Source organism: Rhizobium sp. CF142, from assembly GCF_000281145.1.
GTDB lineage: Bacteria > Pseudomonadota > Alphaproteobacteria > Rhizobiales > Rhizobiaceae > Rhizobium.
In genome coordinates this window covers 62,754-79,445 of sequence record NZ_AJWE01000022.1, presented here as the reverse complement: position 1 = coordinate 79,445, position 16,692 = coordinate 62,754, and the positions used below count along the sequence as shown (strand labels likewise).

17 protein-coding genes are annotated in these 16,692 nt (G+C 60.1%); 9 read left to right on the top strand and 8 right to left on the bottom strand.

Annotated elements, in window-relative coordinates; genetic code table 11:
- Nucleotides 1–4: 4 nt before the first annotated feature.
- Together PMI11_RS07170 and PMI11_RS07165 are read left to right on the top strand one after the other, a co-directional pair.
- Nucleotides 5–904, top strand: coding sequence for a ribokinase (locus tag PMI11_RS07170; protein ID WP_007814982.1), 900 nt, complete (start codon nt 5–7; stop codon nt 902–904).
- A 238-nt stretch (nt 905–1,142) separates the two neighbouring features.
- A complete protein-coding gene (locus tag PMI11_RS07165; RefSeq protein WP_007814980.1) occupies nt 1,143–3,482 on the top strand; it encodes a methyl-accepting chemotaxis protein in 2,340 nt (779 codons plus the stop codon).
- A gap of 76 nt (nt 3,483–3,558) precedes the next feature.
- On the opposite strand, the gene ptsN is transcribed toward PMI11_RS07165, so the two are convergent.
- From ptsN to lptC, 6 genes are all read right to left on the bottom strand, one after another.
- Nucleotides 3,559–4,023, bottom strand: coding sequence for a PTS IIA-like nitrogen regulatory protein PtsN (gene ptsN, locus PMI11_RS07160; protein WP_007814979.1), 465 nt, complete (start codon nt 4,021–4,023; stop codon nt 3,559–3,561).
- Between the two features lie 72 nt (nt 4,024–4,095).
- Nucleotides 4,096–4,677 (bottom strand): ribosome hibernation-promoting factor, HPF/YfiA family, encoded by a 582-nt coding sequence (gene raiA / locus PMI11_RS07155; RefSeq protein ID WP_007814977.1) that lies wholly within the window; start codon nt 4,675–4,677, stop codon nt 4,096–4,098.
- Nucleotides 4,678–4,999: 322 nt separating this feature from the next.
- Entirely contained in the window at nt 5,000–6,550 is a 1,551-nt protein-coding gene (gene rpoN, locus PMI11_RS07150; RefSeq protein WP_007814975.1) for an RNA polymerase factor sigma-54, read from the bottom strand.
- A gap of 156 nt (nt 6,551–6,706) precedes the next feature.
- The gene (lptB, locus tag PMI11_RS07145) at nt 6,707–7,420 is read right to left on the bottom strand and encodes an LPS export ABC transporter ATP-binding protein (protein WP_244430541.1); all 714 of its coding nucleotides are present in this window, start codon (nt 7,418–7,420) and stop codon (nt 6,707–6,709) included.
- Nucleotides 7,421–7,523: 103 nt separating this feature from the next.
- Nucleotides 7,524–8,177: an LptA/OstA family protein gene (locus PMI11_RS07140; RefSeq protein ID WP_007814972.1), complete on the bottom strand. Its 654-nt coding sequence runs from the start codon at nt 8,175–8,177 to the stop codon at nt 7,524–7,526.
- Nucleotides 8,178–8,190: 13 nt separating this feature from the next.
- Nucleotides 8,191–8,856, bottom strand: a complete 666-nt coding sequence (lptC, locus tag PMI11_RS07135; RefSeq protein WP_007814969.1) for an LPS export ABC transporter periplasmic protein LptC — start codon at nt 8,854–8,856, stop codon at nt 8,191–8,193.
- 223 nt (nt 8,857–9,079) lie between these two features.
- Between lptC and sppA the strand changes: the two genes are divergently transcribed.
- From sppA to PMI11_RS07120, 3 genes are all read left to right on the top strand, one after another.
- Nucleotides 9,080–10,030, top strand: a complete 951-nt coding sequence (gene sppA, locus PMI11_RS07130; protein WP_007814966.1) for a signal peptide peptidase SppA — start codon at nt 9,080–9,082, stop codon at nt 10,028–10,030.
- Between the two features lie 31 nt (nt 10,031–10,061).
- Entirely contained in the window at nt 10,062–10,361 is a 300-nt protein-coding gene (locus PMI11_RS07125) for an integration host factor subunit beta (RefSeq protein WP_003544934.1), read from the top strand.
- Between the two features lie 100 nt (nt 10,362–10,461).
- Entirely contained in the window at nt 10,462–10,794 is a 333-nt protein-coding gene (locus PMI11_RS07120) for a LapA family protein (protein ID WP_007814964.1), read from the top strand.
- 6 nt (nt 10,795–10,800) lie between these two features.
- Here PMI11_RS07120 and PMI11_RS07115 read toward each other — a convergent pair whose 3' ends face one another.
- The gene (locus tag PMI11_RS07115) at nt 10,801–11,241 is read right to left on the bottom strand and encodes a GNAT family N-acetyltransferase (RefSeq protein ID WP_037070850.1); all 441 of its coding nucleotides are present in this window, start codon (nt 11,239–11,241) and stop codon (nt 10,801–10,803) included.
- A gap of 45 nt (nt 11,242–11,286) precedes the next feature.
- The gene (locus tag PMI11_RS07110) at nt 11,287–11,739 is read right to left on the bottom strand and encodes an SRPBCC family protein (protein WP_007814958.1); all 453 of its coding nucleotides are present in this window, start codon (nt 11,737–11,739) and stop codon (nt 11,287–11,289) included.
- A gap of 115 nt (nt 11,740–11,854) precedes the next feature.
- Between PMI11_RS07110 and PMI11_RS07105 the strand changes: the two genes are divergently transcribed.
- From PMI11_RS07105 to PMI11_RS07090, 4 genes are read left to right on the top strand one after another with little or no spacing between them, the layout of a single operon-like run.
- The gene (locus PMI11_RS07105) at nt 11,855–12,952 is read left to right on the top strand and encodes a class I SAM-dependent methyltransferase (protein WP_037070848.1); all 1,098 of its coding nucleotides are present in this window, start codon (nt 11,855–11,857) and stop codon (nt 12,950–12,952) included.
- Complete coding sequence (locus tag PMI11_RS07100) at nt 12,949–13,806, top strand: TrmH family RNA methyltransferase (protein ID WP_007814954.1); 858 nt, start codon at nt 12,949–12,951, stop codon at nt 13,804–13,806. Before PMI11_RS07105 ends, PMI11_RS07100 begins: the two co-directional genes overlap by 4 nt.
- On the top strand, nt 13,803–14,309 hold the full coding sequence (gene lspA / locus PMI11_RS07095) for a signal peptidase II (RefSeq protein WP_007814952.1): 507 nt from the start codon (nt 13,803–13,805) through the stop codon (nt 14,307–14,309). The genes PMI11_RS07100 and lspA overlap by 4 nt, the downstream gene beginning before the upstream one ends.
- Before the next feature lie 55 nt (nt 14,310–14,364).
- Nucleotides 14,365–16,599: a hybrid sensor histidine kinase/response regulator gene (locus tag PMI11_RS07090; RefSeq protein WP_037070846.1), complete on the top strand. Its 2,235-nt coding sequence runs from the start codon at nt 14,365–14,367 to the stop codon at nt 16,597–16,599.
- Nucleotides 16,600–16,692 lie beyond the last annotated feature (93 nt).

The following is a 16,692-nucleotide window of genomic DNA, read 5'->3' as shown; positions in this document are numbered from 1 at the left end:
TGCCATGATCACAGTTTTCGGCTCCATCAATATGGACCTTATCGCCACCACCGAGCGCCTGCCGAAGCCCGGCGAAACAGTTGCCGGCAATAGCTTTGCAACGGCTGCCGGCGGCAAAGGCGCCAATCAGGCGCTCGCCGCCCGGCGAGCAGGCCGCTATGTCCATATGGCGGGCGCTGTCGGCAAGGATGCCTTTGCCGAGGGCGCCCTTGAACTGCTCGACGGCGCAGGCACCGACCTATCCCTCGTCGACCGTGTCGAGGGGCCGACCGGCACAGCCCTCATTCTTGTCGGTGGCGACGGCGAGAACATGATCGCGGTCATTCCCGGCGCGAACGGCAAGGTGAGCGGCGACAACGCCGAGGCTGCCGTCAACGCCATGAACGAGGGCGATATACTCATGCTGCAGCTCGAAATTCCAGTCGAAGCGGTCGAGCGCGCGCTTGCTGCCTCTCGCGCCAAGAGCATCACCAGCATTCTCAATCTTGCCCCGCTCATTCCGGATGCGCCGCGACTCGGTCGGCTGGCCGACATCATCATTGCCAACGAGACCGAATTCGAGCGGCTGGCGGGACAGGAGAACATGAGTGCCGGCGACCGTGAGGCGGCGTTGGAGCGCCTGCATGCCGAGACCGGCCAGACGCTGATCGTTACGCTCGGCGGCGATGGAGTCATCGCGATCCGGGATGGTCAGATTTCCCGCGCGCAGGGCCTCGTCATCGAGCCCGTCGATACTGTCGGCGCCGGCGATACGTTCTGCGGTTACTTCGCAGCAAGCCTCGATGAGGGACTGGATTTCAACTCGGCGCTGCGCCGTGCAGCGGTTGCCGGCTCGCTCGCCTGCCTGAAGCCGGGGGCACAACCCTCCATTCCTCTCGCAGCCGAAGTCGCAGACAGAATATAGTCCAGTCCAGCTGCGAACAACCGATGAAAAGCCTCCTCTAGTTTTGGGGTGGCGTTCCGGATTTGCTGCCGAAACATAGCGAATTTCATTCAAATTTAAGAGGTTTCTGGCGATCCTTCGGGCGATCGCCACCTCGCTCATCTTCGAGGCGGCCCCCCATGGCTGCTCCATGATAGAGCGTGCCTTACCCGCTGCGCCGGAGAATGGCCCTTCGGTGCGTCCTTGCCCCGAGGAACCTATGTTCATTTTCAGAATGAAATCGCTTGCGGCGAAGCTCATCGTCATTACCGGTGCCGCCATTGCACTGGTGCTTGTCGTTTCGAACCTCTTCCTCATCGACCAGACCCGTAGCCGCGTCCAGACCCTGACGCTGGACCAGGCCAATTCGGAAGCCAAGTCGATCGCCAACGAGATTGCAGCCAATGTCGGCGAGCTTGCTAGCGCTGCCCGCACCATGTCGGGCGTCGTCGGACGCGGGCATGAAGGCAAAATACTCGATCGCAAGGGCATCATCAGCGTTCTGAAGGCCAATCTCGAACAGAACGCTTTCGCCTTCGGCAGCTGGTTCTGCGAGCAACTTGGCGCCTTCGACGGCAAGACCACGGAAATCGCCAACAACAATGACGAGGGCACCAACAAGGTTGGAGCCTTCACGCCTTACTGGTCGAAGAACAGGACCGGTGACATCCAGTTCTCGACTTTCGACAATGACTACAAGGCCGAATGGTGGAAACTCGCCGCCGACAGCGGCAAGGGCGCGATCACGGCGCCCTACCTCGCCGAAGGCACCGACGTTCCGACCCTGCTGACTTCGATTGCCTATCCGGTCATGTCCGGCGGCAAGATGATCGGTGTGGAAGGCGTCGATATTTCGCTGAAGTCGCTCACCGACAAGGTGCAGGCGCTGCGCCCCTTCGGCTCCGGCCGTGTGACGCTGATCGCCCAGAACGGCAACTGGATCGTCGCTCCGACCCCCAACCTGATGTCGAAGCCCTATGGCGATAATCCCGGCTCGGCTGACGTAAAGGCTGCGCTTTCGTCCATGAAGGTCGGCCTCGTCAAGAACCTCAGCTTCGATGGCCTCGATCCCTTCGACCGTGTCGTCTATCCCTTCGCAGTTCCCGGCCTGAACGCCAACTGGGTCGTGCTGGTCGACGTCCCGCACACGGCGATGAATGCTCCGGTTCAGGACCAGACCTTCATGATGGTCATCAACGGCATCATCGTGCTCGGCGCAGTGCTGCTCGCCCTTTACTTCGCCGTCCGCTCGCTTGTTCAGCGTCCGCTCGCTGGCCTCGTTTCCAGCGTCAAGGCGCTGAGCGACGGAAAATACGACGAAACGGTTGCCGGCCAGAACCGTGCCGATGAAATCGGCTCGGTCGCCAAGGCTCTCGAAGGCTTCCGCTTCGCGCTTGCCGATACGCGGCGTCTCGAAGCCGAGGCCGACAACCAGCGCCTCGCGGCCGAAACCGAACGCGGTCGCTCGGAATCGGAACGCCAACAATCGGTCAACCTGCAGCGTCACATCGTCTCGATCGTCGGTGCAGGCCTTTCCGAACTGTCACAGGGTAATCTCGGCCACCGCATTACAGAGGAATTCCCCGGCGAATACGGCAAGCTGAAGCAGGACTTCAATGCCGCTCTGGCAAGCCTCGAGGAAACCATCAACACGATGAGCCTCAGCGTCGTCAATATCGGCTCCGGTACGGGCGAAATCAGCAACAGCGCCTCCGACCTTGCCAAGCGTACCGAGCAGCAGGCGGCAAGCCTGGAGGAGACAGCAGCAGCGCTCAACGAGCTGACCGCCCAGGTCAATTCCAGCGCCGAGAACGCCCGTACGGCAGCCGACAACGTCAATCTCGCCTGCGAAGACGCCGAGAAATCAGGTGAAGTGGTGCAGAAGGCGATTGCCTCCATGCACGGTATCGAACAGTCCTCGACGGAAGTTTCGCGCATCATCGGCGTCATCGACGAGATCGCCTTCCAGACGAATCTTCTGGCTCTGAACGCCGGTGTCGAAGCGGCCCGCGCCGGTGAGGCAGGCAAGGGCTTTGCAGTCGTCGCACAGGAAGTCCGGGAACTCGCTCAGCGTTCGGCGAATGCCGCCAAGGAGATCAAGACACTCATCAACACCTCGGCCGTCCAGGTCAAGGAAGGCGTCGGTCTCGTCGGCCGCGCTGGCGAGACGCTGCACAAGATTGCCGAGCAGGTGATGGGCATCAACGGCCTCATCCGTCAGATCTCGGCCTCGGCCAGCGAACAGGCCATCGGCCTGAAGGAAATCAACCAGGCCGTGAACCAGATGGACCAGGTCACGCAGCAGAACGCCGCGATGGTGGAAGAAACCACTGCAGCCAGCGTGACGCTGAACGACGAGGCTCAGACACTGAAGACGTTGGTCACCCGCTTCCGCGTCTCCGGCCAGGGAAATGCCGCGACAGCACTGCGCTCCACCGCACAGCAGATGCGCACACCGGCTGCGCCGGCACCACGCGCGGCCGCTCCGGCACCGCGCCGGGCCGTTGCCCAGTCCCGCGGCTCAGCGGCTGTTGCCCAGGATAGTTGGGAAGAGTTCTGATTGCTGATCGCGTGACAAGAAAAAGGCACCCGAGCGATCGGGCGCCTTTTTTGCATTCCGGGTAGATCGTCAGCCGTCAGGCAGCGTTCGACGCCTGCTCTTCATTGAGGAAGGCATAAATCGCCGAAGCGGAATCGGTCGCGCGCAGCTTGGCGACCAGATCGTGGTCGCGCAGGACGCGGGCGATGCGTGAAAGCGCCTTCAGGTGATCGGCACCAGCGCCTTCCGGCGCCAGAAGCAGAAACACCAGATCGACCGGCTGGTCGTCCAGCGCTTCGAAATCGACGGGCTGTTCCAGCCGGGCGAAGATACCGACGATGGAGTGGATATTGACGAGCTTGCCGTGGGGGATGGCGATGCCGTTGCCGACACCGGTCGAACCCAGGCGTTCGCGCTGCAGGATCACATCGAAGATTTCCCGTTCGGAAAGCCCCGTAGTCCTGGAGGCTTTTGCTGCCAATTCCTGAAGCAACTGTTTCTTGGAATTTACCCTGAGGGCGGGAATGATCGCATCCTGGTGCAGCAAATCTGCCAATGCCATTTCTTTTTCCTTCTGTCGCTGAGATCGGGCGTCCGACGGAGCGGCGCCCTGCGCCGCTCCGTCGTCCTGATCTCAGCCTTTGATATTGGCCGAATCGATCCAGCCAATATTTCCGTCGTGACGACGGTAAACGATGTTGAGCTGTTCCTTGCCGGGACTGCGGAACAGGAGAAGCGGCTCGTCGGTCATGTCGAGCGCCATGACGGCGGTTGCAACAGACATCGTCTTGAGCTGCTTGGTGCTTTCGGCGACGATGGCCGGCGCGAAATCGTCCGGAACCTCGTCTTCATGATCGGGAACCGCATCCATGACGGTGTAGGCGACTTCTGCAAAGCCGTTACCGTTCAGATGATTTCCGGCGTGGTGATCCTTGAGCTTTCGTTTGTAGCGGCGCAGCCGCTTCTCGATACGTTCGGATGCCGCATCAAAGGCAATCTGCGGATCCATGGCCTCGCCTGCCGCATGTAGCACGACGCCGCTATCGAGATGAAGCTTGCAATCGGCGGAAAAACGAGAGTTCGACTTTTCCACGATCACCTGACCGGAATATCCCCCGTCGAAGTATTTCGTGACGGCCAAACCGATTTGGTCCTCGATCTTTTGACGGAAGGAGTCACCAATTTCCATATGTTTACCGGATACACGCACACTCATGGAGTTTCCCTTCTTATGGTAGTTTGCGAGTATCAGTTTACGCCAAGCCTCAACCTCATCCAAGCACTTCGCGCAATCTCAAGCAAGATGAGCTCAAGTCTGCGTGTCCCTGGTGCCGTGAGGATGATGGGGATAATGCCCGGATGCCCTTCGCTGCTCCGATTGCGGCGGGCTTCTAGCGACAGCCTCCCGGAAAGTCAATAGCCCGGCACAGCGATGTTCAGTATACGCGGAAAACGTGCAGTGAAAATCCCATAAAATGGGGAGGTACCGCCATCAACGGTTCCAGGCCGCGATCATTGGCTCGCCCTGGCGTTGCAAGTCAGAAACCGGCGACCTTGGCCAGCGCGCGCTTTTCCCTGCGGCGCTGGACGGAAGAGGCGATATTCATCGCCTCGCGGTATTTGGCGACCGTACGACGCGCGAGATCGATGCCACCCTTTTTGAGCATATCGACGATGTCGTCGTCAGAGAGTACCGCATCCGGGCTTTCCTGCAGGATCAGCGTGCGGATCTTGTGGCGAACTGCTTCAGCCGAATGGCTATCACCGCCCTCGACGGCGCTGATAGAGACGGTAAAGAAATATTTGAGCTCGAACAGTCCGCGCGGCGTCAACATGTATTTGTTCGAGGTGACACGGCTAACCGTCGATTCATGCATCTTGATCGCCTCGGCCACCGTCTTCAGGTTCAGCGGCCGCAGATGATCGACGCCGTGCAGGAGGAAAGCATCCTGCTGGCGCACGATCTCGCTTGCGACCTTCATGATGGTCTTGGCGCGCTGATCCAGGCTGCGCGTCAGCCAGTTGGCGGTCTGCAGACATTCGGAGAGGAAGGTATGATCCTCGCTGTTCTTCGCGACGCGCGAAAAATAGGACTGATTGACGAGGACCCGCGGCAGCGTATCCGGGTTGAGTTCGACCAGCCAGGCGCCATCCGAGGAGGGGCGGACCACGACGTCAGGCATGATCGCCTCTGAAACGCCAGCCTCGAAGCCGCTGCCGGGCTTCGGATTGAGCTGGCGGATTTCGGCGAGCATGTCGAGCAGGTCTTCTTCATCGACGCCGCAGAGGCGTTTCAGGGTAACGAAGTCACGCCGTGCCAGCAGTTCGAGGTTTTCGACCAGCGCCTGCATGGCGGGATCGAAACGATCCTTCTGGCGAAGCTGTATCGCCAGGCATTCGGCAAGGCTACGGGCAAAGACGCCGGGCGGATCGAGCGTCTGCAGCGCTGAAAGCACGCGCTCGATGTCTTCTGCATCGGTACCGAGACGCTCGCCGGCTTCCGCGACATCTGCCTGCAGATAGCCGGCATCGTCGAGCTGATCGACCAGGTTCTGGGCAATCAGGCGATCGGCCATATCGGGCAATATGAAGGGTATCTGCTGGGCAAGATGGTCGCGCAAAGAGACCTGACCGGCGACGAAATCATCAAGATCGTAATTGCTGTCAGCGCCTTCGGCGCTGCCCGGCATGGATTTCCACTGGCTGATGAGTTCTGGTGCGTCGAGTCGCAGCGGCGCGCCGTCATCGGGGAAGACATTGGTGTAATTGGCATCCAGCTCGTCACTCAGCCGGCTTGAGCTGCCATTATCATACCAGTCGCCGGACAGCGTTTCGCCACGATCCTCATACTCGCCATCCCCCGCATCATCCGTTTGCTGGGGATATGGTTCGTCCGCAGCCTCGCCACGTTCGCCGGCTTCGCCATCACCCGACGGAAATTCCAGAAGCGGGTTCTTCTCCACTTCCTGGGCGATGAACTGAGTGAGTTCGACATGCGTCATCTGCAGCAACTGGATGGATTGCATCAGTTGCGGTGTCATCACCAGGGACTGGTTCTGTCGCAGAAACAGATTGGCAGACAGGGCCATGGCGGACGCGAAACTCCCTCGACTCCTCCAGGAAACCGCGTCCGATCAAGGCTTCGGGCCACGGAAATCCGAGTTGGCCCAAAAATTGCTTTTTTATCCTATTTGGTCAAGCGGAACCTATGCCGCAGCCGCAATTTTCTGTCGTCCAGGACTGGTTCAGAGACTGAAATTGTCGCCCAAGTAGAGTCGGCGCACTTCCGGATTGTTGACGATATCGTTCGCGCGTCCGTGGGTCAGCACTTCGCCGGCGTGGATAATATAGGCCCGGTCGATCAATCCCAGCGTCTCACGCACATTGTGGTCGGTAATCAAAACACCGATGCCGCGTGCCGTCAAATGATGCACGAGGTTCTGAATATCGGCAACCGAGATCGGGTCGACACCTGCAAAGGGCTCGTCGAGCAGCATGAAGGTCGGGTCGGTCGCAAGTGCGCGGGCAATTTCCAGGCGCCGGCGTTCACCGCCCGAGAGAGCCACGGCGGCACTCTTGCGGAGCTTCGCGATGTGAAACTCCTCGAGCAGTTCGTCGAGCTTGTGCTCACGCGCCGCCTTGTCCTTTTCATGGACCTCGAGGACGGCGCGGATATTTTCCTCCACCGTCAGGCCGCGAAAGATCGAGGCTTCCTGCGGCAGGTAACCGACGCCGAGGCGGGAGCGACGATACATGGGCATCGTCGTCACGTCGTTGCCGTCGATTTCAATTGTTCCCTCATCAACAGGCACGAGGCCGGTGATCATGTAGAAACAGGTGGTCTTACCGGCACCGTTCGGTCCCAGGAGACCCACAGCCTCACCACGCCGCACGACTAGCGAAACGCCATTGACGACACGCCGCGTCGCATAGGTCTTGGTCAGACCGCGTGCGATCAGCGTTCCCTGATAACGGGCCTTGTCGACAGTAGCCGCGGCTTCTGTCGCGGCTCTGCCGGACTTGGTGGATAAGGAGAATAGCTTCACTTGAAAGGCCGACTTCTCAGTTCTGCTTTGGCTGCTGACTCGGCTGCGATTTCGGGTCGAGCTGAATCTGGACACGACCACCGCAGCTTTCAAGCTCTGCCTGACCTGTCGCCATGTGAACGGTGAGCTGGCAGCCGGTAAAGACGTTCGGGCCATCGGTCAACACGACCTTCTTGCCGGTGAGGATAAAGACCTGCGAGGTCATGTCGAAATTGCCGTCATCGGCGGTCGCCGTCTGCGTGCCCGAGGTCAGGTAAACCTTGTCGGTCACCAGGATCTTGTCGATGTCTGCACTGCCCGAGGCAAGCGAGCTCGACTGTTCTGCAGCGGCCGGAGCCTTCTCGGCAGCAGATGCTGCCGGCTTGGTGGCAGCATCGCCCGCTGCCGGCTGCTTCGCCTTGTCCTTGTAATAGACCGTCATCTTGCCGGCCTGCAGCGTCGTCGTGCCCTGAACGACCTTGACGTCGCCGGTGAAGAGCGCCGTGTGTTCCTGATCGTGGATTTCCAGCTTGTTGCTTTCAATCTGGATCGGCTGATCGCTGGAAAGCTTCATGCCAGGCATCGTCGTCGACTGGGCGGCCGCCCCCGCGACCGACAGGACGAAGGCAAGCGCGCCGGTGATGAAAGCTACGCCAGTCTTGCAAGTTGAAATGCGACGATCTTTTGTCATTTGACCCGGCTCTTTAGGTGCCCTGTTTATGGATGGTGGATGAATCAACATTCATGCGAACATTCCCCTCGAATGTGATCACGCGCCCCTTATCTGTTATATTGAGGGTCTGCGCAACAATCGAAGCATTGTCCTTGGTAATTCTGACGGGATCGTCCGTCGACATGTTTCCGCCCTTGATATCAAGATGGGCGGACTGAAAATTCGCAACGAGACCGCTGCTCAAAACGAGCGTGAACGGTGCCGTCATATGCAGGCTATCCGTGGCACGATTGAAATCCGCCGTCGCCGCGGTAACGCGGGCCATCAAGCCGTCATTCATCGGCACGGCAGCCTTGATCGTCTCCAGCGTGATGAAGTCGGGATTGCGGATATCCTGCAGCGCGCGTTCGGCGAGCATCGAATAGTTGATGCCATCTGAGTTGCGGCCGGCGATTGCCGGCTTTTCCATCACGACCTTACCGTTCTCGATTTTGGCGCCCTCGATCTTGATGGTTTCCGGTAGGTAAGTGCGGATCACCGAGACGGCGATGAAGATGAGGGAAATGATGAGGGCTGCGCCCGGCAGCAAGAACTTCAGGCGGCGGACACGCGCGGAATGGAACCGGGCAAGGCCATAGGCGCTGTCCTTTGGCCCCGCGTATGCGGGCTTCCCGTTGTTCCTGAGGGTATCGAGCATATGCCTGGTCCGTGTATGATGATCGTGCCGCTTATATAGCAATGCCGGGCGCCAATCACAGTTCGTTTCGCATTATTACATTGGCTTGCCAATATGGATTTTTTTCTGCAACAAGCAACTAAACCGAAAATAGCAGGTTCCCGGGGCATTTTCTCGCGGCAGCTCGCGCCTTATCTCCCCAGCGGCGGAGCACCGCCGTTGGGTCTCGTCTCTGGAGGTTGGAATGGACAGCTCGATCATCGCAGACCGCCGGCTGCTGCGCCGCAGGCTTGGCTTCTGGCGCCTTGCCGCGGTCGTGCTGCTCGTCGCGCTCGGCTTTGCGCTTTATAATTTTGCCGTCGGCGAAGGCAGCACCGCGCGGCCCCATATCGCCCATGTGACGATCTCCGGCCTGATTACCGATGATGACGAGTTGCTCGAGCGACTGGAAAAGATCAAGGACAATGATCAGGTCAAGGCAGTCGTGATCTCGATCTCCTCGCCGGGCGGCACGACCTATGGCGGCGAAAAGATCTTCAAGGCGATCCGGGCGATTTCAGAAAAGAAGCCCGTCGTCTCCGACGTCAGGACACTTGCAGCCTCCGCCGGCTATATGATTGCGACGGCCGGCGATACGATCATCGCCGGCGAAAGCTCGATCACTGGCTCGATCGGCGTCATCTTCCAATACCCGCAGATCCAGCCACTGCTCGATAAGCTCGGCGTCTCGCTGCAGGAGATCAAATCCTCTCCGCTCAAGGCCGAACCCTCGCCGTTCCACGACACCAGTGAAGAAGCCAAGGCCATGATCCGCAACATGGTTCTCGACAGTTACGACTGGTTCGTCAACCTCGTTGCCGACCGGCGCAAATTGCCGCATGACGAAGTGCTGAAGCTTGCCGACGGAACGATCTATACGGGCCGGCAGGCGCTGAAGGTGAAACTCATCGATGCGGTCGGTGGACAGCCCGAAATCCGCGCCTATCTGACCTCCCGAAACGTCAGCGACAAACTGCCGGTCGTCGACTGGGACAAGAAGAGCAACACGCCCTTCTTGCTCGCTGGAGCTGTTTCCCGGTTGATTACGATCCTTGGTTATGGTGATCTTGTCAAAAGCCAGGATCTCAACGGCATCCTGCCCCCAAAGTTGCTTCTTGACGGGCTGCTTTCAGTTTGGCAGGTTGGCCAGGATTGAATAAGAAATCAATAATTTAAGGGGGCCGACCGTGATCAAGTCCGAATTGGTGCAGATTGTTGCGGCACGCAATCCGCATCTCTACCACCGCGATGTCGAAAATATCGTCAATGCGGTCCTCGACGAGATCACTGATGCACTTGCCGCCGGCAACCGCGTCGAACTGCGCGGCTTCGGTGCATTTTCCGTAAAGAACCGCCCTTCCCGCTCCGGCCGCAACCCGCGCACCGGCGATACGGTCTTCGTCGAGGAGAAGTGGGTCCCCTTCTTCAAGACCGGCAAGGAACTGCGCGAGCGCTTGAACCCCGGACAGGCAGACGAAGAGGATTGATCCTCGGCATCAGGCATCAAGCCGCACTTGAACTTCGCCGCCGCACTTCTATTCTGGCGTCCACGAAGCTTGCCTTCGCTAAACCGGCGCGGAGACCGACATGACCAAGAAGATCATCAACCTTTTGATTTTGCTGCCGCTTGGTGTCATCCTGATCATCTTCTGCGTTGCCAACCGGCAGAGTGTGACGCTTGCCTTCAATCCGTTCCGGCCGGAGGATCAGGTTCTTTCGCTCGCCGCGCCGTTCTTCGTTTTCCTGCTTATCGCTTTCATCATCGGCATGCTGGTGGGCTCTGCTGCGACCTGGTTCAACCAGGGCAAGCACCGCAAGCGCGCACGCGTCGAAGCCAAAGAGGCGATCCGCTGGCAGAGCGAAGCAGATCGTCACAAGACGCGCGCGGAAGAGATCGTCGGGCAATTGCCCTCGCGATGATTGCCGCTATTCCACTGGCGCCGGAGTGAAACTCAGCTCTTCATAATCGCCTTCGGGTGAGGCGCCTCTGCCGGTGACCTGAAAGCCATGTGCCAGATAGAAAGCCTTGGCGTCGCGGTTGTTGACGAGGCATTTCAGCCGATAGTTATGCTCTGGCCAGCCGGGGAGCGATTTCAGCAGGGCGGTTCCTGCGCCTTTGCCCTGGAATTCTGGCAGGATATAGAGCATGTGGATGAAATCATCCGCCGCCCAGATCGAGATGAAGCCGGCTATCCCGTCGGCTCCCTCGCAGACGGAAACGACCTCGCCGTTGGTATGGGCGGCAAAATCTTCCCGATGAAACTTGCCGGGATCGACCCAGGTAAAGGTCTGGCGCCGGACGGACAGGTAGATGTCGGCAAGCTGCGTCACGTCTTCGGGGCAATTGGGTCGGATTTTCCAGGTCATCGGTCTTGCGTAAAAGGGATTCTCTGACATGCCAAGCCCATGTACCTAGCCTGCGGCCTTTTCGATGACGGCCGCATTGAAGCTCCCCCAGAAGCGTCGTGCGAGCTTTTCCAGCGTGGTGCGGATCAGCCGGCCGCCAAGCTCAGCGATCCTGCCACCCGTATCGCCGTCCGCACTATAACGCAGCAGGGTGTGCAGGCCCTCATCCACTAAGGTGACATCGGCTTCGCCCCTGGCAAAACCAGCAATGCCGCCCCGCCCTTCCGCGGCGATGGTGTAACTGCTCGGCGCATCGACATTCGAAAGCTTGATCTCGCCGTTGAACGTCACAGAAAACAGACCGAAGCCGACTTTGACGGTTGCCAGGAATTGCGTGGGCGACAGCTTTTCCACGCTCTGGCAGCCGGGAATGCATTGCCTGATGATATCGGGATCGTTCATGGCCGCCCATACAACATCCCGCGGCGCGGCGATGCGTTCCTCCCCGATCAGATCCATCAGCAGTTCCCCATTTCCATGAGCGAACCATATCATGACGGGAAAGCGCTTTGCCAAGGTCGGACGGGATGCTATTTGCACTGGCTCAATTGAATTTAAGACGCGGAAGACCACGTTGAAACAAAGAGAACGCCGGCCTGGCGCGAAGGTAGCGACAGGCCCTTCGGGCGGACGCCGCTCCGATGTGCGGCCTGCAAAGCCGGAAAAGACGGCCGTTAAGGCGGCACCAGCGCGCGAACAGCGCCCACCGGCAGCCGTTCCAGCGGTAATCGAACGCCCGCTGACGGCGCGCCACGGCGAGCGGCCGGCAGAGCGCGTACCCGTCATCCTGGAATCGACGGGTGCGGGCGATTTCCATCTGATCGACAGCGGCAATGGCCAGAAGCTTGAACAATACGGCCCCTATCGGGTCGTGCGGCCCGAGGGACAGGCGCTCTGGCAGCCATCGCTGCCCGCCCATGTCTGGGAGAAGGTCGATGCCGCCTTCACCGGCGATACGGATGAAGAAGGCACCGGCCGCTGGCGTTTTCCGAAGGAAGCGCTTGGCGAAACCTGGCCGCTCAACCTGCTCGGCGTCGATTTCTTCGGCCGCTTCACCTCTTTCCGGCATGTCGGGGTGTTCCCGGAGCAGATCGTTCACTGGAGCTGGATGAAGCAGCAGGTGGAAAGCGCCGGACGGCCGCTGAAAGTGCTGAACCTGTTCGGTTATACGGGCGTTGCCTCACTGGTCGCTGCTGCTGCCGGTGCGGAAGTCACCCATGTCGATGCCTCGAAGAAGGCGATCGGCTGGGCGCGTGAAAACCAGGCGTTGGGGCGCATGGAAAAGCTGCCGATCCGCTGGATCTGCGAGGATGCGATGAAATTCATCCTGCGTGAGGAACGGCGCGGCAGCCAGTACGATATCATCCTCACCGACCCGCCGAAATTCGGCCGCGGTCCGAATGGCGAGGTCTGGCACCTTTTTGAGCACCTGCCGTTGATGCTGGATATCTGCCGCGAGATCCTGTCGCCAAAGGCGGTTGGCCTCGTGCTGACGGCCTATTCGATCCGGGCGAGCTTCTATTCCATCCATGAGCTGATGCGCGAAACGATGCGCGGCGCAGGCGGTGTCGTCGAGTCAGGCGAACTCGTCATCCGCGAGGCCGGTCTCGACGGCAAGACGCCGGGCCGTGCGCTCTCCACATCCCTCTTTTCCCGCTGGGTGCCGAAATGAACGAATTCCACGATCGCGGCCCCCGCAGGGTCGGGCAGGTGAAGGAAGTCACCTCGCTTGCCAACCCGATCATCAAGGACATCAAGGCGCTGACGAACAAAAAGTCGCGCGAAGAGAGCGGCACCTTCATGGCCGAAGGCCTGAAGCTCGTCATCGATGCGATCGAACTCGGCTGGACGATCCGCACGCTCGTCTATGCAAAGGCGGCCAAGGGCAAACCGCTGGTCGAACAGATGGCGGCAAAGACCGTCGCCTCCGGCGGACTCGTACTCGAAGTCAACGAGAAGGTGATTTCTTCGATTACCCGGCGTGACAATCCGCAGATGGTGGTCGGCATTTTCGAAACGCGCTGGACCAAGCTCCGGGATATCAGGCCGAAGGATGGCGAGACATGGGTGGCGCTCGACCGCGTGCGCGATCCCGGCAATCTCGGAACAATCATCCGCACGGCCGACGCGGCCGGCGCTTCCGGCGTCATCCTTATCGGCGAGACGACCGATCCCTTCTCGCTAGAAACGGTGCGCGCCACCATGGGCTCGGTCTTTGCCGTTCCGGTTGCCCATGCGACGGCAGAGGAATTCACCGCCTGGAAGAAGCACGCCGGCGTTTCCGTCGTTGCGACCCACCTTGCCGGCTCGGTCGATTACCGCACGATCGATTACAAGAAAAAACCGATCGTGCTGTTGATGGGCAACGAGCAATCCGGCCTGCCGGAGCAGCTTGCCAAGGAAGCCGATGCGCTTGCCCGCATTCCCCAGCAGGGCCGCGCCGATTCCCTCAATCTCGGCGTTGCCACAGCCGTCATGCTTTTCGAGGCACGCCGCCATCTCCTCTCACTGTCCGAGGGCAAATGACCGACCAGACGACCGCACGCCCGGCGCTCTTTTCGCGACCGCTGCCGATCCTGATCTTCATCGTGATCGCCGTCATCCTCGACCAGATCGTCAAGATCGCCGTCGATCACTACCTGCCGCTTCAGGAGGCCGTGCCGGTCATTCCGATGCTGGCGCTCTACCGCACCTATAATCTCGGCGTCGCCTTCTCGATGCTGTCGGGCATGGATGGATGGTTTATCGTCGGCATGCGTTTGATCATCGTCGCCTTCGTGCTTTATCTCTGGCGTCGCACGGCCAAGGACCGCTGGTTGGCGCATCTCGGATATGCACTCATCATTGCGGGAGCGATCGGCAATCTCATCGACCGTTTCGCCTATGGGCATGTGATCGACTACATCCTCTTCCATACGGACACCTGGTCCTTCGCTGTCTTCAATCTCGCCGACAGCTTCATCACTGTCGGCGCCGGCTGCGTCATTCTCGACGAGATGCTGCACAAGCCGAAAAAGGCGGATCACTAAATTTTTAGCGGATTCCTGAAAACATTCGGAACGGGCAATATGTTAGCTGAACTGCATGCAGAGTATGGCGCAGCTACAGGAACGATTGTCCGTCGCATTCGGCGGAGCCGCCGTTAGGGCCTATCGAGGCCGGACGGCGGGTGAATTGACGTCGCCAGCTACCCTTCGCTCCCTGCATCCATTGCTCTTTCATTGGCTCGGCGGAGCAGGTCTCATTTCGGCGATCCTGCTACTATTGCTTTCTCATTGGGGCGGACCGCTGATGGCGGGCCTCGGCCTCATCCTGATCGCCGCGATTGCAGGCTATCTTGCCATTCTTTTCAAGAACGGAAACCGGCCCGGCGGCCGTAGCCCGGAGACGACGGAACGCGTCGATGCGACCGGCCTGCTCGGCACGGTCCATGACGTGCTCGGCGATATCGTCGTCACCCGCATGATGGATCGGCGCATCATCGGCGCCAACGAGACGTTCCGCAGCCTCACCGGTCGCGCAAAACCCGAAGGCCAGACCTGTGAGGAGATCGGCCTTGCTTTCCGCCCCGGCCCGCAGCCGCATCGATACGATGTGGAGATTTCGACACCGGCCGGACAGCGTATCTTTCTCTGGCACGATGTCGTGACCCGTGATCCGGCAAACGGACGCCTGCTTCTGCAGAGCATCGCGCGCGACGTGACTGAAGAGCGGCTTGCCGCCGAAAGCCGCGAGGAGGCACGGCAGAAGGCAGAATATAACAGCGCCGCCAAATCTCGGCTGCTCGCCACGGTCAGCCACGAAATCCGCACGCCTCTATCAGGCATTCTCGGCATGGCACATCTGATTTCCGAAACGAAGCTGACGCAGGAACAGCAGAACTATCTGACCAGCATCCGCCAGTCCGGCCATGCGCTGACGCAGCTGGTCGAGGATCTGCTCGACTTCTCCACCATCGAGGTCGGCCGTTTCCAGCTTCGCCCGCGATCGGAATCGCTGCGTAAGCTCGTCGAAAGCGTCGTCGAGATGCTGGCGCACCGTGCCCATGAAAAGGGTATCGAGATCGGCGCTACGGTCTCCGCCGACGTGCCTGAGCTGATGAGCTTCGATCCTGCGCGGCTGCGGCAGGTGCTTTTCAATGTCATCGGCAATGCGGTCAAATTCACGCAGACCGGCGGCGTCTTCATCCGCGTCTCCAGGGCGGTCGGCGAGCTGTCGATTACCGTCACCGATACCGGGCCTGGCATGACGGCGGAGGAACAGGCGCGCGTATTCGGGGAATTCGAACAGGGCGGCTCGCTTGCCCAGAAGAGCAACGGCACGGGCCTCGGCCTTGCAATCTCCGCCCGCATCATGCGCGAATTCGGCGGTTCGCTGACAGTTGCAAGCGAGAAGGGCAAGGGTAGCCGGTTCACCATCGGCTTCCCTGTCGAACTTTCGGAAGAGGATAAAACCACCCGGAATGCATTGCTGGCGGGAAACAGCATCGTGCTGCTCGCCCCGGCGGGTGCAGCGCGCACGGCGATTGCCGAGACGATCACGACGCTCGGCGGGCGCTGCCATCTCGTTGCCGGCGGCGAGGCGGCGCGCGAAAGCCTGCTGTCGCTCGCCCGCAGCGGCGACCGGCCGACCGATATCATCGTCGATCACCGCATGTCCGAGGAATTCTCGCGGCATATCGCCGATCGCACGGAGATCGCGGCACTGGGCCTGCGCAAGGTGCTGCTCGTCAATCCGGAAGAGCGTAACTCCTATTCGCTCGACCTCTTCGATGCGTGGCTGATCCGGCCGCTGCGCGAGCAGTCGCTGATCGACGTGCTGCGCGGACGCATGCGTGGCATGGAAAAGCGCGATGCGCTGAACGACAACCAGCCCGGCCTCGGCCCGTCCATTGCAGAACGGACGGCGGTGGGCGGCGGCCTTTCCGTCCTCCTCGGCGAGGACGATCCGATCAACGCCATGCTGGTGCGCGTCATGCTGGAAAAAGGCGGCCACTCCGTCAGGCATGTGGATGATTTCGAAACCCTGCTCGATTGTGCGCTTGGTGACGACAGGCCCGACATCATCATCAGCGATCTCTCCATGCCCGGCGGCAACGGTATCGACATGCTCGGACGCCTGCGCGGACACGAACGTCGGCTCGATCTTCAACCGGTTCCAGTCATCGTTTTGACTGCGGACAAGAGCGACGAATCGCGGCGACAGGTCTTGCTCAACGGCGCCAATCGCGTCATGGTGAAACCGGTAGATCCGGTCAGGCTGCTCACCGAAGTACAGGCGGTTGTTGCACTTTCAGCCCGCCGGGCTGAGGCGCGCTAAAGCTGGGGAAAACGGCACGTTTCTTGCGTGCACAAATTCGGTATGTCACTTTCCTGTCGTACATAAGTGTTTTATGGCGTGTGATAGGCCGGA

What these genes read in the sequence shown, in the direction of transcription:
- PMI11_RS07170 (WP_007814982.1), top strand. Translation starts at nt 5, where the DNA reads ATGATCACAGTTTTCGGCTCCATCAATATGGACCTTATCGCCACCACC.
- PMI11_RS07165 (WP_007814980.1), top strand. Translation starts at nt 1,143, where the DNA reads ATGTTCATTTTCAGAATGAAATCGCTTGCGGCGAAGCTCATCGTCATT.
- ptsN (WP_007814979.1), bottom strand. Translation starts at nt 4,023, where the DNA reads ATGGCATTGGCAGATTTGCTGCACCAGGATGCGATCATTCCCGCCCTC.
- raiA (WP_007814977.1), bottom strand. Translation starts at nt 4,677, where the DNA reads ATGAGTGTGCGTGTATCCGGTAAACATATGGAAATTGGTGACTCCTTC.
- rpoN (WP_007814975.1), bottom strand. Translation starts at nt 6,550, where the DNA reads ATGGCCCTGTCTGCCAATCTGTTTCTGCGACAGAACCAGTCCCTGGTG.
- PMI11_RS07140 (WP_007814972.1), bottom strand. Translation starts at nt 8,177, where the DNA reads ATGACAAAAGATCGTCGCATTTCAACTTGCAAGACTGGCGTAGCTTTC.
- lptC (WP_007814969.1), bottom strand. Translation starts at nt 8,856, where the DNA reads ATGCTCGATACCCTCAGGAACAACGGGAAGCCCGCATACGCGGGGCCA.
- sppA (WP_007814966.1), top strand. Translation starts at nt 9,080, where the DNA reads ATGGACAGCTCGATCATCGCAGACCGCCGGCTGCTGCGCCGCAGGCTT.
- PMI11_RS07120 (WP_007814964.1), top strand. Translation starts at nt 10,462, where the DNA reads ATGACCAAGAAGATCATCAACCTTTTGATTTTGCTGCCGCTTGGTGTC.
- PMI11_RS07115 (WP_037070850.1), bottom strand. Translation starts at nt 11,241, where the DNA reads ATGACCTGGAAAATCCGACCCAATTGCCCCGAAGACGTGACGCAGCTT.
- PMI11_RS07110 (WP_007814958.1), bottom strand. Translation starts at nt 11,739, where the DNA reads ATGGATCTGATCGGGGAGGAACGCATCGCCGCGCCGCGGGATGTTGTA.
- PMI11_RS07100 (WP_007814954.1), top strand. Translation starts at nt 12,949, where the DNA reads ATGAACGAATTCCACGATCGCGGCCCCCGCAGGGTCGGGCAGGTGAAG.
- lspA (WP_007814952.1), top strand. Translation starts at nt 13,803, where the DNA reads ATGACCGACCAGACGACCGCACGCCCGGCGCTCTTTTCGCGACCGCTG.
- PMI11_RS07090 (WP_037070846.1), top strand. Translation starts at nt 14,365, where the DNA reads ATGCAGAGTATGGCGCAGCTACAGGAACGATTGTCCGTCGCATTCGGC.